This is a genomic window from Mycobacterium numidiamassiliense (genome assembly GCF_900157365.1).
Classification (GTDB): Bacteria; Actinomycetota; Actinomycetes; order Mycobacteriales; family Mycobacteriaceae; genus Mycobacterium; species Mycobacterium numidiamassiliense.
The window spans coordinates 1,403,409-1,418,283 of sequence record NZ_FUEZ01000004.1 but is presented as its reverse complement, the minus strand read 5'-3'; the positions used below and the strand labels follow the sequence as shown (position 1 = coordinate 1,418,283).

The following is a 14,875-nucleotide window of genomic DNA, read 5'->3' as shown; positions in this document are numbered from 1 at the left end:
GTCCATTGATTCTGACACTTGTATGCGGTAATACTGGGCAGGTGAACACTCCGGCCGGACGCCGCGTCCTCGCCGACCTGGTCAACGAGTTCGCGGCCGTGCGGTTGTCGTTGGACGTCAACGGCAACGGCCCCCGCCTGCTCGTCGAGGACCTCGAGGGCGGCGAGCAGGTCTTCTTGTGTCCCTTGGAGTTGGCCAGCTTCACCTTGGCCACCGCCGAAGATCGCGAAGAGTGGGTAAGGGTGGGCAATTATCGCGGCGAACGCCGGCCAACGGAGCGGCCGTGAGCATCGCCGACGCCGACCTGGTCGGCCTGGGCATGACCGCGATGTCGCTGCGTCCGGGCGCCACGCCGCTGGAGCTGGCCGTCAAGGCGAGTGCCGCCGCGCTGGCCGACGCCGGACTCGGGCGCGCTGATGTCGACGGGATCCTGGTCGGCTCGTCGCAGGGCGTCCGGCCGGACCGGCTGGGGGTTGGATTCGCCGCCGCGGCCGGCTTTTCGGACCTGCGCCTGCTGGAGCACGTCGAGATCAAGGGCGCCACGACTATCGCCATGATCCAGCGCGCGCGCCACGCGATCCTTTCCGGTGAGGCGTCGACCGTACTGTGCGTATTCGCCGACGCACCCCTGGTGGCCGGCCGCGGCGCAGGGTCGACTTACGCACACAGCGGCGGCAATGTCGGGGTGCGCGGGCTGGAGCGGGCGTCGGGGCTGCTTGGCTCGGTGCCGACGTATGCACTGCTGACCCAGCGCTGGCTGCACGTCACCGGCACCAGTGCCGACGCGCTGCGGGCGGTGGCCACCACCGCGAGGGGATGGGCGCGCGGCAATCCTGACGCGGTCAACCGAGAGCAGCTCGATGATGCCGACTACGACGCTTCCCCGATGATCGCCGAGCCGCTTCGGCTGCTCGACTGCGCCCGGCCGGTGAACGGCGCGGTCGCCGTCGTACTGACCGGGCGGCCCTCGGTCGGCGGCACCCGATTGCGGATTCGCGGCACTGGGCGTGCACATCCGGTGCGGCGCCGTCGCGCGGGAGCCGAGTCGTGGTTCGGCGGCGGTGGGCGCGCGGTGCAGGACGCGCTCGAACAGGCCGGCATGGTCCGATCCGACCTGCACGTCGCCGAGCTGTATGACCCGTTCTCGATCGTCACCCTGGCGCTGCTCGACGAATACCGGCTCACCGGTGACGTTCCGGCGGGCGCATTCGTGCGCGACGGCCACACCGGGCCGGGCGGCACGCTGCCGACCAACACCGGCGGTGGCCAGCTGTCCGGTTTCTACCTGCAGGGCATGACACCGTTGGCGGAGGCCATGATTCAACTGCGCGGCACCGGCGGGCAACGTCAGGTTCCCGGTGCCACGGTGGCGCTGGTTGGCGGCATCGGGGGCCGGCTGGACCACCATGCCGCGTTGGTGCTGGAGCGCGCCGCATGACCGCCACCGCGGTCGAGGACTGGCTGCTGGACAGCGCGCTGGCACCCGCCGCCGATGACGATGTGCTGGCGCCGCTGTACGGAGCGGCCTCACGCAACGAACTCGTGATGCCGTTCTGCGCGGCGTGCGCCCTGCCACTCGAGCTCGACCAAGAAGTCTGCGACAGCTGCGGGACCGCCGAACGCGCTTGGAGCACAGTCGCTCCGCGCGGAACGGTACACGCTGCGACGCTCATGCACCGGCGCGAGCCCGGCCTGGTGCGCGGCGTCATGCCCTACCCCATCGTCGACGTCGAGCTGACGAGCGGTCACCGGATGGTGATGACAACCGTGCAACCCGCCGGCACCGCACCGCCCATCGGCGCAGCGGTGCACATCGGTTTCCGCCACCTCGGCGACGTCGCCATCCCGGCCATCGACATCCTGGAGGACCAGTGACAACCCTTGAATCCGCCTCTGCCGTAGATGATTTCGACGTCGGCAGCGTCATACGAAGTGACCGCGTGCACGGAACCGTGTACACGTCCGCCGAGATCTTCCGCCGCGAAATGGACACTATCTTCAAGACCGGATGGGTGTACGTCGCCCACGAGAGCGAGGTCAGCGAGCCGGGCGACTACCTCACCCGGATGATCGGGCATGACCCGGTCGTCGTGGCGCGCGGCAAGGACGGCGTGATTCGGGTGGTGCTCAACCGCTGCACCCACCGGGCCAACAAGCTGTGCAACGCCGAGAAGGGCAACGCCAACTCGTTCCGGTGCCCGTATCACGGCTGGACGTTTAGCAATACCGGTGCGCTGCAAGGTGTTCCGATGCGCGAGGGTTACGGCCATGCGTTCAATCAGGTGCGTTCGGAGCTGGGCCTTGCCCAGGCGCCCCGGGTGGACAGCTACGGCGGATTCGTCTTCGCGTCGCTGGCGCCCGAGGGCATCTCGTTGTCCGAGCATCTTGGCAGGGCAACGCGCGCCATCGATCGTCTGCTGAACCTGTCCCCCACCCGCGAGATCGACTTGCGGGCCAATTGGATGAAGCACTTGCACCATGCCAACTGGAAAATGGTGGTGGAGAACAACGTCGACGGCTACCACGCGCTGTTCACGCATGCCTCGGTGTACGACGCGATCAAGCCCGCCAAGGTGTCGCACGTCCCGACTAAGGTCGACGTGCTGGTCCGCGATCTCGGCAACGGCCATTCGGAGATCGACTACAGCGACGAATACCGGAAGCTCGACGAGGAATTCGTCTGGTACGGCCGTATCCCGCGGGCCAAGCTCGCCGACTATGTCGACGCCCTCGAGGGCGCGTACGGTTCCGTGCAGGCGCACGACGCACTGGTGGTGGGTCCACCACACACGTTGATCTGGCCCAACCTTTTCCTGGCCGAGATGAACGTGATGTTCGTCGAGCCGCAGGCGCCCGACCGCACCGTCGCCTACACCACCGCGGTTCTGATACCCGGCCAGGATGCGCTGAACGAGCGCACGTTGCGCCGTTCCGAGGGGGCGATGGGTCCGGCGGGATTCTTGATCGCCGACGACGGCGAGATCGGCATGCGCAACCAGGCCGGCCTAGCCGCCGAGCTGCCCGAGTGGCTGATGCTGGCCCGCGGCATAGAAAGCGATGTCGACGATACGACCGGAATCATCAACCGGGACAAGAGTGCCGAGACCCCCCAGCGCGGGTTCTACGCACACTGGGCCTCGGTCGTCGGCGGAGCGGCGGGCGCATGACCGTCAATTCCGAAACCCAGGCACGTCCCGTTCTGCGTCCGCTGCCAGACCCCGAGATCCTGTCGTTTCTGTATCTGGAGGCCCGCCTGGCCGACGAGGGCCGCTACTCGGAGTGGGAGGCGCTGTGGGCCGATGACGACGACACGGTTGAGTATCGCGTCCCGATGCACCCCGACGACGACCCGCGCACCACGCTGGCCTACATCAACGACAACCGGCGGCGGATCAAGAGCCGGGTGGCGCAGCTCAACACCGGCAACCGGCACTCCCAGACGCCACCGTCGGTGATGCGGCGGGTGATCTCCAACAGCGAGGTGGTGGACGCGGGTGCCGACAACGTCACGGTCGAATCCAACTTCGCATTGTTTGAATACCGTGTGCGTCAACGCTTCTGGTCCGGTCGGGTTATCCACACGATTCGCTTGTCCCCGGAAGGCCCGCGGCTGATTCGTAAGATCGTGCACCTGATCGACGCAAGCGGCCCGGTCGAGACACTCGCTTTCCTGATTTGAACGGACTTCTCATCTGATGCTCATCGGTGACATCGCAACCAACAACGCCCGCCGTTTCCCCGAGAAGCGTGCGCTGGTCGACGCCGACCGGGCGCTCACCTGGTCGCAGGTCGACGAGCGGGCCCGTCGACTCGCCAGCTTCCTGATCGGCCGGGGGCTGGCACCGGGCGATCGAGTGATGGTGATCGCCCGCAATTGCCTTGAATGGCCCGAGATCTCGTTCGGCCTGGCCAAGGCTGGGCTGATCACGGTACCGGTGAACATCCGGCTGGCTCCCGACGAGGTCGCCCACGTATGCGACGACTCCGGTGCGCGCGCGGTGATCATCCACGCGGACCACTTGGACAGGTTCCTGGGCGAATTGACGGAGCTGGGAATGATATTGGGCGTGGGTGCCCGCTCAGCGCTCGACACGAGCGAATTGGTCACCGACTACGAGACGGCGCTGGCGCAAGCGCAGCCCGGCGGCGGGCACCGCGACGTCACGCCGGATGACGTGGCGTTCATCCTGTACACCAGCGGCACGACCGGTCGAGCCAAGGGCGTGATGCACACCCACCGTGCCCTGCTCTACCAGGCGGCGGACACGAACCTTGTGACCGAGGCCAACCGCTCGGACGTCATGCTTGCCACCACCCCGTTCTTCACGGCGGGCGGCATGGTCCGCACGGTGTCATGGCTTTATCTCGGTCAGACCATGGTGATCCATCAGAGATTCGACCCGCAGGCCGTGATCGACGAGATCGAACGCAGTGCCATCACGTTCACGACGTTCATCCCGACGATGCTGCACCGCACGCTGGCGATCCTCGAGGACGGCCCGCCGCGGGACATGTCGAGCCTGCGGCGCATCTCCTACGGTTCAGCCCCCGTGCCGCCGGGCCTCGCGCGTAAAGCGATGGACCTGCTCGGTTGTGACCTGCAACAGCGCTACGGCCTGACCGAATGCGGCGGACAGGCCACGATTCTCACCCCGCAGGATCATCGCGACATCGTTGCCGGCAAAACCTCGATCTCAACCTCATGCGGGCAGGAAACCCCGATGTGTGTGATCCGCGTCATCGACGTCGACGGCAGAGACGCCCAGCCCGGCGACGTCGGCGAAATCGTGATCACCAGCCCCGCCAATGCGATTGGCTACTGGAACCGGCCCGAACAGACCGCCGAGACGTTTCGTCCCGATGGGTTGCGCTCCGGCGACTTGGGCTTCCTTGACGAGGAGGGCTACCTCCACATCACTGGGCGCAAAACCGATCTCATCATCTCCGGTGGGTTCAACGTCTACCCGGCGGAGATCGAGCGGGTGCTCGCTTCGCACCGCGGCGTGGACATGGTGGCGGTGGTCGGGGTTCCCGACCCGGAGTGGGGTGAGACGCCGGTCGCCGCTGTGATTCCCAAATCCCACGTCGCCGACCAGGACGCCCTGGCCGCCGAACTCGCCGCGTTGTGCCGCGCGGAATTGGCGGGTTACAAGCAGCCGCGCCGGTTCGTGTTCTGGCGCGAGTTCCCGCTCGGCCCCGCGGGCAAGATCCTCAAACGCGAGATCGCTAACCAGGTGAACCACGTAAGCGGGTCGGGTGAGAAGATGCCGGTATCCACCGGATCGACCGAGGAGCGACCGTGATCGAGCAGACCGACCTGGCCACCATCGAATTCCAGGTGACCGACCATGTCGCGACCGTGGCGCTCAACCGTCCCGACAAGCTGAACAGCTTCACCGAACAGATGGCCGCCGATCTGACCACGGCATGGGCCCGCGTACGCGACGACGAGGACATCCGCGTCGCGGTGCTGTGCGCCAACGGCGAGCGCGCGTTCTGCACCGGAATCGACGTCACCGAGGGCACCTGGTGGACCCACAAGCCCATCTTCAACCAGGAGGACCCGGGCGAACTACTGGGACCCAAGGCGCACAAAGTGTGGAAGCCGGTGATCGCGGCACTGCATGGCATCGTGGCCGGCGGCGCCATGTACTTCGTCAACGAGTGCGACTTCTCGATCTGCAGTGAGACAGCCACGTTCTTCGATCCGCACGCCAATGCGGGCATCGTCTCGGCACTGGAGCCGATGGGCATGCTGGCCCTCGGTGTGCCCTACGGCGAGGTGATGCGCTGGGCGTTGCTCGGCAGCGAGGAGCGGATATCGGCGCAGACCGCTCTACGCATCGGGCTCGTGACTGAGGTGGTCCCGGACGACCAACTACGGGCCCGCGCCTTCGAATTGGCCTCCGAAATCGCCGCGCGCAGACCTAATGGTGTTCAGGGCACCGTTCGCGCGATGTGGGAGGCCCGCGATCTGACCCCCAGTGTTGCTGCCCGACACGGAAAGTTCTTCACCGACCTCGGCAATGCCGGAGCCAGCCCGGACTCGTTGAACAACAAGAAGAAGCCGCGAACTCGATGAGGACGCATGACTGACACCGCGACCGAGACGTTGGTCCAGTTCGATCTCTTGATCGGGGGCGAATCATCGCCCGCCGCATCGGGATTGACGTACGACAGTGTTGACCCCTTCACCGGCAGGCCCTGGGCACGCGTGCCCGACGGCGGGGCCGTCGACGTGGACCGCGCCGTAGCGGCCGCCCGTGCTGCGCTGAATGGACCGTGGGGTGCGCTCACTGCGACCGCCCGCGGCAAGCTGCTGGGGCGACTCGGTGAGATCATCGCGCGCGAGGCCGAGCAACTGGCCCAACTCGAGGTGCGCGACGGCGGCAAGCTGGTTCGCGAAATGGTCGGCCAGATGCGGTCGCTGCCCGACTACTACTTCTACTACGGCGGGCTGGCAGACAAGCTGCAGGGCGACGTCATACCGGTGGATAAGCCCAACTACCTCGTCTACACCCGGCATGAACCGGTCGGCGTGGTCGGCGCGATCACGCCCTGGAACTCGCCGCTGCTGCTGCTGACCTGGAAATTGGCCGCCGGACTGGCCGCGGGTTGCACGTTCGTCGTCAAGCCAAGCGATCACACCCCGACATCGACGCTGGCGTTCGCAAAGCTGTTCGCCGAGGCCGGTTTTCCGCCGGGCGTCATCAACGTCGTCACCGGCTGGGGCCCCGAGACGGGTGCCGCGCTCGCGTCGCACCCGGGTGTCGACAAGATCGCGTTCACCGGATCGACGAACACTGGCATTCAGGTCGGCAAGGCCGCGATCGACAACATGACCCGGTTCTCCCTCGAACTCGGCGGCAAGTCGGCGCAGGTGGTGTTCGCCGATGCCGACCTCGACGCCGCGGCCAACGGGGTAATCGCCGGCGTGTTCGCCGCTACCGGCCAGACGTGTCTGGCGGGCTCGCGCCTTCTCGTGGACCGCAGCGTCGCCGACACACTGGTGGACAAGATCGTCGCGCGGGCGGCGACCATCAAACTGGGTGACCCGAAGGACCCGGCGACCGAGATGGGTCCGGTATCCAACCAGCCCCAGTACGAGAAGGTGCTGTCGCACTTCGCTTCTGCCCGCGAGCAGGGCGCAACGGTCGCCTACGGCGGCGAGCCGGCCACCGACCTCGGCGGCTTCTTCGTCAAGCCCACGGTGCTGACCGGTGTCGACCCGTCGATGCGGGCCGTCGCCGAGGAGATCTTCGGACCGGTGCTGGCGGTGATGACCTTCGCCGACGAGGACGAGGCCGTCGCCGCCGCCAATAGCACCGAGTTCGGATTGGCCGCGGCGGTGTGGACCAAGGACGTCTACCGGGCGCACCGGGTAGCGGCCAAGCTGCGCGCGGGTACGGTCTGGATCAATGCGTATCGCGTTGTCGCGCCACATGTTCCATTCGGCGGCATTGGCTACAGCGGCATCGGGCGAGAAAACGGCATCGACGCCATCAAGGACTTCACCGAGACCAAAGCGGTGTGGGTGGAACTGTCCGGGGACACCCGCGACCCGTTCACGCTCGGCTGATCTGCAGCCAATCGACAAGGGGTATACACATGACGCTAGACCTCACGGCCGCCGACAAGGTGCTGGCCGGACTGCGACCATTTCCGGTGGCAGTCACCACGATTGACGGCGGAGTCGCCAACGGGCTGATGTCGCTGTCGGCCGGCTCGGCCAGCATTGTGCCGGAACTGCCGCGCGCAACCGTCAGCCTGACCAAGTACAACAAGACGCACGACATGCTGGTGAACTCCGGCATCTTCGTGATGCACATGCTGTCGGCCGGCCCGGACGAGATCGACAAGTCGATGGAGATCCTGATGACACTCGGTGGCAGTTCGGGGCGGGACGGCGACAAGATCTCCATGCTGCGCACCAAGCCGGGCGTCACGGGTGCGCCGATCCTGCTCGATGCACATAGCTACGTCGAGTGCCGCATCACCGGGTCGCTGGACAATGACGAGAACACCATCTTCGTCGGCGACGTCGTCGCCGCGGAGGTGTTCAGCTCCGCGCAGCGGCTGCGGATCGGTGAGGCGTGGGGCAAACTGCCGCACGAGTGGATCGAGCGATACGAGGCGAATCACGAGCCGCAGCTGCAGAGTGCACGCGACCTGCGGGCGGCCGCTGCGGCGCGGGTCTGATGTCCGAAGGGCCTTCCGGCGCATGGCAGCTGCCAGGAGAACTGGTGATGCTGCGCGACACCGTGCGGCGCTTCATGGATGCCCACGTGCATCCCCTTGAGGAGAAGCTGGACCACGACACGGTCGGGCTACCCCGCGAGCAGCTCATCGAGCTGCAGGCCAAAGCCAGGGCACTCGGGCTATGGGCGCTGCAGACGCCCGCCGCGCACGGCGGTGCCGGGCTGAGTGTCCTCGGTCAGGTGGTGGTTGCCGAGGAAGCCGCGAAATGCCGTATGGGAGCCTTCTTTCCGGCACTCGGCGCCTTCGGCGGTAACCCGCCCAACATCATGTTCAAGGCGTCGGCGGAGCAGTTCGACCGATACGCCAAGCCCATCGTCGACGGCACCATGTCCAAGGCGTACACCGCGATCACCGAGGCTTCCGGTGGGTCGGATCCGGCGCGGGCGATCCAACTCAAGGCGGTGCGCGACGGCGACGGCTACCTGCTCAACGGCTCGAAGATGTGGATCTCGCATGCGCCCGATGCCGACTGGGGCGTGATCTACGCCCGCACCGGCGAGGGGCGCCAGGGTATCTCGGCCTTCATTCTTGAGAAGAACACCCCCGGAGTCACGTTCAGCCGCATCCCCGTGATGGCGTCTTTTGCGCCGTACGAGTTGCACTTCGGCAACGTGCGGATACCCGCGGACCGACTGATCGGTGCTGAGGGACAGGGCTTTTCGCTGGCGAGCGAGTTCCTGGTGCATGGCCGCATCGTGTACGCCGCCGGACCGATCGGGATCGCGCAGAGCGCACTCGACATGACCTGCCAATGGGCAAGGGACCGGGTTGTGTTCGGCGGCAAGCTCGCCGACAAGCAGGGCATCCAATGGATGCTGGTGGACAGTGAGGTGGACCTGCGCGCCGCGCGGCTGCTGATGTACCAAGCCGCCTGGAACGCCGACCTTGGACGCGACGTTCGGGTGGATGCGTCGGTGGCCAAGATGTTCGGAACCGAAGCCGCCTACCGAGTCCTGGACCGGTGCATCCAAGTTCACGGCGCGCTGGGAATATCCACCGAACTGCCGCTGGAGCGATGGTTTCGCGACCTGCGAGTCAAGCGACTCGGCGAAGGCGCCACCGAGGTCCAGCGTGAAGTCATCGCGCGATCACTGGTGAGATAGTGGGCCCAACAAGAGGAGCAAAGTGCGCTACAACCTGATGTTCCCCATGCGGGCCGTCAAGCACTGGAACCGGTGGTGCGAGGGCGCAGGCATCGGCGACATCGCGCGACTGGTGGAAGAGGCCGGCTTCGATGCCTTCTCGATGTCCGAACACCCTTATCCCGACCGGGAGTGGTTGGCCCGCGGCGGCCACCACGCTTTCGATCCGTTCGTGTCATTGAGCTTCGCCGCGGCCGCCACCACCCGCATCCGATTGATGACCTACATCCTGGTATCGGGGTATCGCAATCCGTATCTGACGGCCAAAGCCGCCGCGAGTTTCGATCTGCTCTCGGGTGGTCGGTTCACACTAGGGACGGGAGCCGGCTACCTCAAGGCCGAATTCCAGGCGTTGGGCGCCGATTTCGAGCGGCGTGGCGCACTGCTCGACGAGGCGATCGCCGCGTGGAAGGCGACCTGGGCGGGCGTCGATCACGACGGGCCGGAGTTCGGGGTCAGCGGTCATGTCGCGCTGCCACCGCCGCTGACGACGGGCGGTCCGCCGATCTGGATCGGCGGCAACAGCGCGGCCGCGCAGCGCCGCGTCATCGAGGTCGCCGACGGCTGGATGCCGATGGCCGCGTCGGGCGAGATGGCCGCGATCACCCGCGCCCGGCCACTCGAGGACATCGACACACTTGGCGAGTGGATCGCGACGGTGAACAAGCAGCGGGCGGAGGCGGGCCGCGGCGCTGCTGACGTCGCCTTCGTCCCGTTCGAAGCAGACCTGCTCGCCAGTGGCGACTGCGAGAAATTTTGTGCCGCGGTGCGGCCCCGGCTGGACACCTACGCCGAAGCGGGCGTCACGTGGATCACCATCGAGCCGGCCAGCAGGAGCTTCTCCGACTTCCGTGCCGACATCGACATGCTGAGCTCCCAGTTGGTCGACCGATGAACGGCTCCGCCAAGTCGCTGCCCGACCTCGTGCTCGTCCACGGCGGCGAGCACGCCGGCGACTGCTGGGACCTCGTCATCGCCGAATTGCGTCGCCAGGAACCGGAATTGCGCACGCTCGCCGTGGATCTCCCGGGTCGCGGCCGCACGCCAGGAGATTTGGCGACCGCCACCATCGGCGACTGGGTGGACTCTGTCGTCGCCGACATTGAGCGAGAATGTTTGGGCGACATCGTAATCGCGGGCCACTCGATGGCCGGTGTGACGGTCCCCGGCGTCGTCGCCAAACTCGGCTCCGCACGGGTACGCGAGATGGTTCTCGTCAGCGCGTTCGTCCCCCGTCAGGGCCAGGCGATCGTCGATACCTTGGGCGGTCCCCTGGCGGCTTTCGCGCGGTTCGCCGCTCGAGGCGGCAGACCGTTCAAGGTTCCAACCGTGGCCGCGCAGTACGCGTTCTGTAACGGCATGACGAAGCAACAGCGCCGACTGGCGATATCGAGGTTGTACACCGAGTCGGCGGCGGTTCCCGCAGAGCCCGTGGACCGTAGTGGATTTCCCGACGACGTGCCGCGCACCTGGGTGCTAACCACCCGAGACCGGGCGCTGTCCCAGAAATCCCAGCAGGCGAGCATGGCCGCCCTCGGCGGTGTCCAAGAGGTGATCCCCATCGACGCCTGCCACGACGTGATGTTCAGCCACCCAGAGCGCCTGGCACAGATCCTGCTCAAGCGATGCCGGTTACGGGGATAGGGATCACGTGGAAGACTCATCGGCGAAATCGGCCCGCCCCGTGCCGACGTGCTTCTTCGTCACTGACGGGAAAGGTTACGTACCAACCCGTTTGACGAGGGGGCCGTGGGGTCCGTCAATCAGCGGTAACTACGTCGGCGGGTTGCTGGCGCGTGCGGTCGAGCGAGAAGTCGACGACGTCGACCTACAGCCCGCCCGTCTGACGGTGGATCTGCTGCGGCCAGTGCCGCTGCAACCCTTGCAGATGCACTCTTCGGTTGTGCGTGAGGGCCGGCGACTTCGAGTGGTCGACGCGGTCATGACTCAGAACGACGTGACGGTGGCCCGGGCCAGCGCATTGTTCCTTCGCCGCAGCGAGCACACCACCGTGGACACGGTGTGGACCTCACCCGTCACCATGCCCGCCGTTCCGGCGGATCCCGTGATGTTGGCCGGTGATGTCCCGATGGTGTTGCAGTCATACGGCCGGGACCCGGTCGCGGGCAGTCCGGGTGTCGGCGTCACCGAGTGGCGGCACCACGGGCAGAAGTTCGTCTGGCTGCGGGAAACCAAGCTGCTCGTCGACGACGAGCCACTGTCGCCCTTTACTCGCGTCGTCATGGCCGGGGATGTCACCAGTTCGTTAACCCATTGGGGCACTGATGGATTGGAGTTCATCAACGCCGACTACACGATCACGCTCAGTCGTTTGCCGGAAGGCGTCTACATCGGATTGGCGTCGATGACGCACTACAGCCACGCGGGGGTCGCCACCGGCGTTGCGACGCTGTTCGACGAAAAGGGACCCATCGGCAGCGGTATGGCAACGGCATTGGCGAACCCGGGATTCACGCCACCACCGTCGATAGTGTCGACCTGATCGGCGGACGGCGATCAACCCAATATGCTGTCCGGATGCAGCAACCCGCGGCGAAGGTTCGTGTCAAGCGCGGGACGGCGCAGCAGCATCTGCTCGATTCTGCGCAGCAACTCTTCGCCCAACGGGGCTACCGGGGCACCACGACCAAGGACATCGCGCAGAACGCCGGCGTGTCAGAGAATCTGATCTTTCGATACTTCAACTCGAAGTCGGAGTTGATGCTCGCGTCGGTGGTCAATCCGTTGTTCGCCACACTTCAACGTTTCGCCGACGATTGGCGCCGCAACGACACCTTGCGGGCTCAGCCGCACCAGGAGATCGTCCACCGTTTCGTTGCTGAGGTGGTGGACCTGATCGACAGCCATCATGGCCTGACTCGCGCGATCCTCAACGTCCTAGTCGAGCGTCCGCCCGATTTCGACACCGCCACCATCGGCCGGCAATTCGCGGAAGTCCTGCAGGGCATGGGCCCGGAGATGGGCGAGTTCCTCAGCCGTCGTGAGCTGACGTCGACGAATCCGGGCCTGGTGCTGCGAATGGGCATCATCTCGGCAATCACCAATGTCGTGCTGCTACCGGAGTCCTACGGCGAAGGCGAGCAACCGCCAAGCAAGGCCGTAATCGTCGACGAATTGACCAATTTCGTCGTCTACGGGCTTCAGCCGGTACCGCCGAAAACCTAGGGCCTAGGGGCTATCCCCTGGCACCCACCGAGATAGTTAAGTGGTCGCTTGACATTGCTGTGAGCGGCGTCATACGCTTCGAATCGCTTGGGGACTCATCGAAGAGGAGCGGCCATGTACTGGGGCGTCGTCGTATTCGAGACACTGTGCTGGCTGGTGTTCTTCTCCATGCTCGGCACGTTTACGTACCTGAGTTACAAGCGTGGACGCATCCTCCCCGGTCTATGGTTCGTACTCGGAATCTTCGCGATGTCGTGGATCGAGGCGCCGTTCGACAACGCCATGTACGCGCAGTTTCACCCCGACTTTCACCGGCTGCCGGCAATCGGGCCGATCGGCATGACCCAGGGACAACTGCCGGTCATCGCGCCACCGGGCTACATCATGTACTTCCTGCTGCCTGCGCTCATCGCGGTAGGAATCGCCAAACTGATCATCAAGCGTTTCGACACCAATCGGGGGAACACCTTTGTGTCCTGCGGACTGGCCGTAGGGATCACCTGGGATTTGTCGATCGAAGGCCTTCAAGCGCAGTACTTGCATCTCTGGACGTTCTCCCGCGTGGTGCCCGGTCTCGCAATCAGCAACGGCATGGGCCTGCTCCCGGCCTACATCCCATTGGCAATGGCCGCGTTCATCGTCTTTGCGGCCGTCGTCGTCGGAAACACCACGCCAGACGGCGACTCGGTCGTAGACGTCTGGGCGAAGTCGAAGACGACATCACCGGGCGTTCGCCTGGGCTTGCAGGCCATCGCCTACATCGTGCTCTGCAACGTCGTGTACGCCGCCACCTACCTGCCACACGCCATCACCAAGTACGCCGGAATGTTGACCCAAACCGGAGTACTGGTCCCCTACCCGGGCAAGATCGCCATGCAGCCGGAATCCGGCGCCCCGCAGTCCAACGGCGCCCTCGGCGCCATCATCATGTGGGGCTTACTGATTGGTTGCGTTGTGCTCACGTCGTGGTGGGCAAAGCGTGCTGATCGCTCCATGATCGCTCCGTCGTTGGTGTCCGCGAGCTCACTGACGGACCGCGCGCCGTCCCTGGCGACGTAATGGAGATCGGCGTCTACGGGGTCCACTTCCCGCCCTTTGAACTCGCAACCGGCGCGGCTGCCGGGGCCGAGGCGGCAGGCATGGACTTCATCATTTACGGTGACCAACTCTGCTTCACTCATCCCAGCTCGCTATGGACACCCGACATCACCGATGTCGCCACGCTGCTGCCCACCTTCAATGCGTTCATGGACGCCGGGCCAATCATCGCGGCGGCAGCCGCCCAGACCAGCACCATCAAGTTCCACTACGGAGTGATCGACGCAGTCCGACGTCCGCCGTCCGTCATCGCCCAGAGCTTGCTGACACTGGACCACGCCACCAAGGGCCGGGTTCGCCTGCTCTTGGCCAATGGCGAGAACAAACAGATGAAGCCCTACGGGATCGCGCGGAAGGGCGCAAACGAAAAGCTGTCGGATTCCCTTCGCATGGTGCAGAAGTTCCTTCGCACAACCGATCCCGTCAGCGATGAAGGAATCGTATGGAAGCATAAAGACGCAATCGTCGCGGTTCATCCGTATGGCGACACCCCTCCGCCGGTCTACGTGGCAGGCGGCGGACCAGAGGTACTCGAGTTGATCGGCAAGTACGCCGACGGCTGGTTCACCTACATTCCCGGCGCCAGCGAGGACACCCCCGAACGGTTCGCCGAGGACGTCGCCACGGTCCGCGAGCACGCCGAGCGCGCTGGCCGGGACCCTGGGAGCATTAAGATTTCGGTCACGATGATCACTGTGCTCGACGAGGACGAAGCAAATCTCGCCGAGTTACGGGAACATCCGTTCGTCCTCTGGAACACCATGCTGGCGACGCCGACCAGCGCCACCTACACGCGGTGGGGTCTCACCCATCCCTACGGTGAGAACTGGATGTTCTCCCGAGATTGCATCCCGCCGTGGATCTCTCGCGAAGAGGCCCTCGACGTATGCGCGAGAACCCCGCGTGAGGCCATCGACAAAGTGCAGTTCGTCGGGACCTCAGCACAGGTGCTGGAGCGTCTTGCGCCCTACCTGGATCTCGGTGTGATCGATGAGCTGTCGTTGGTCAACTACGCCGAGTTGTGCGGTGTGAAGTACATGGCATCGGCGGGCGAGGCCATTGTCGCGCTGCTGTCCAAGGTAAAGGGGATCGAACCCGCCACGGGTCCGGGTGTCACGACCCTCGTCACCGAAGGATTGTCCACCTAGTCGACGGACCGGGCACACGCCCACCGGTGACTCAATGACGAC

General features: G+C 65.5%; 16 protein-coding genes. All 16 read left to right on the top strand.

Annotated elements, in window-relative coordinates:
• Positions 1–41: 41 nt before the first annotated feature.
• The 16 genes from MNAB215_RS15405 to MNAB215_RS15330 all read left to right on the top strand — a co-directional run bounded on the left by MNAB215_RS15405 (position 42) and on the right by MNAB215_RS15330 (position 14,833).
• Positions 42–287, top strand: coding sequence for a hypothetical protein (locus MNAB215_RS15405; protein WP_077079612.1), 246 nt, complete (start codon positions 42–44; stop codon positions 285–287).
• 32 nt (positions 288–319) lie between these two features.
• On the top strand, positions 320–1,438 hold the full coding sequence (locus MNAB215_RS15400; protein ID WP_077082042.1) for a thiolase family protein: 1,119 nt from the start codon (positions 320–322) through the stop codon (positions 1,436–1,438).
• A complete protein-coding gene (locus tag MNAB215_RS15395) occupies positions 1,435–1,875 on the top strand; it encodes a Zn-ribbon domain-containing OB-fold protein (RefSeq protein ID WP_077079611.1) in 441 nt (146 codons plus the stop codon). Before MNAB215_RS15400 ends, MNAB215_RS15395 begins: the two co-directional genes overlap by 4 nt.
• On the top strand, positions 1,872–3,167 hold the full coding sequence (locus tag MNAB215_RS15390; RefSeq protein ID WP_174604593.1) for an aromatic ring-hydroxylating oxygenase subunit alpha: 1,296 nt from the start codon (positions 1,872–1,874) through the stop codon (positions 3,165–3,167). Before MNAB215_RS15395 ends, MNAB215_RS15390 begins: the two co-directional genes overlap by 4 nt.
• Complete coding sequence (locus tag MNAB215_RS15385; protein ID WP_077079610.1) at positions 3,164–3,679, top strand: aromatic-ring-hydroxylating dioxygenase subunit beta; 516 nt, start codon at positions 3,164–3,166, stop codon at positions 3,677–3,679. Before MNAB215_RS15390 ends, MNAB215_RS15385 begins: the two co-directional genes overlap by 4 nt.
• Positions 3,680–3,695: 16 nt before the next feature.
• Positions 3,696–5,303 (top strand): class I adenylate-forming enzyme family protein, encoded by a 1,608-nt coding sequence (locus tag MNAB215_RS15380; RefSeq protein WP_108637634.1) that lies wholly within the window; start codon positions 3,696–3,698, stop codon positions 5,301–5,303.
• Positions 5,300–6,082: an enoyl-CoA hydratase/isomerase family protein gene (locus MNAB215_RS15375; protein ID WP_077079608.1), complete on the top strand. Its 783-nt coding sequence runs from the start codon at positions 5,300–5,302 to the stop codon at positions 6,080–6,082. Before MNAB215_RS15380 ends, MNAB215_RS15375 begins: the two co-directional genes overlap by 4 nt.
• A 6-nt stretch (positions 6,083–6,088) precedes the next feature.
• A complete protein-coding gene (locus MNAB215_RS15370; RefSeq protein WP_077079607.1) occupies positions 6,089–7,579 on the top strand; it encodes an aldehyde dehydrogenase in 1,491 nt (496 codons plus the stop codon).
• 29 nt (positions 7,580–7,608) lie between these two features.
• Positions 7,609–8,199 carry a flavin reductase family protein gene (locus MNAB215_RS15365; protein WP_077079606.1) on the top strand — a complete coding sequence of 197 codons (591 nt, stop codon included), beginning with the start codon at positions 7,609–7,611 and terminating at the stop codon, positions 8,197–8,199.
• Entirely contained in the window at positions 8,199–9,362 is a 1,164-nt protein-coding gene (locus MNAB215_RS15360) for an acyl-CoA dehydrogenase family protein (RefSeq protein ID WP_077079605.1), read from the top strand. Before MNAB215_RS15365 ends, MNAB215_RS15360 begins: the two co-directional genes overlap by 1 nt.
• A gap of 37 nt (positions 9,363–9,399) precedes the next feature.
• Positions 9,400–10,296 carry an LLM class F420-dependent oxidoreductase gene (locus tag MNAB215_RS15355; RefSeq protein ID WP_174604661.1) on the top strand — a complete coding sequence of 299 codons (897 nt, stop codon included), beginning with the start codon at positions 9,400–9,402 and terminating at the stop codon, positions 10,294–10,296.
• The gene (locus tag MNAB215_RS15350) at positions 10,293–11,045 is read left to right on the top strand and encodes an alpha/beta fold hydrolase (RefSeq protein ID WP_077079603.1); all 753 of its coding nucleotides are present in this window, start codon (positions 10,293–10,295) and stop codon (positions 11,043–11,045) included. Before MNAB215_RS15355 ends, MNAB215_RS15350 begins: the two co-directional genes overlap by 4 nt.
• A gap of 91 nt (positions 11,046–11,136) precedes the next feature.
• Positions 11,137–11,904, top strand: a complete 768-nt coding sequence (locus tag MNAB215_RS15345; RefSeq protein ID WP_245830325.1) for a thioesterase family protein — start codon at positions 11,137–11,139, stop codon at positions 11,902–11,904.
• A gap of 35 nt (positions 11,905–11,939) precedes the next feature.
• Positions 11,940–12,587: a TetR/AcrR family transcriptional regulator gene (locus tag MNAB215_RS15340; RefSeq protein ID WP_077079601.1), complete on the top strand. Its 648-nt coding sequence runs from the start codon at positions 11,940–11,942 to the stop codon at positions 12,585–12,587.
• 114 nt (positions 12,588–12,701) lie between these two features.
• Positions 12,702–13,646, top strand: a complete 945-nt coding sequence (locus MNAB215_RS15335) for a spirocyclase AveC family protein (RefSeq protein WP_077079600.1) — start codon at positions 12,702–12,704, stop codon at positions 13,644–13,646.
• Positions 13,646–14,833 carry an LLM class flavin-dependent oxidoreductase gene (locus MNAB215_RS15330; RefSeq protein ID WP_077079599.1) on the top strand — a complete coding sequence of 396 codons (1,188 nt, stop codon included), beginning with the start codon at positions 13,646–13,648 and terminating at the stop codon, positions 14,831–14,833. The genes MNAB215_RS15335 and MNAB215_RS15330 overlap by 1 nt, the downstream gene beginning before the upstream one ends.
• The last annotated feature ends 42 nt before the right edge of the window (positions 14,834–14,875 follow it).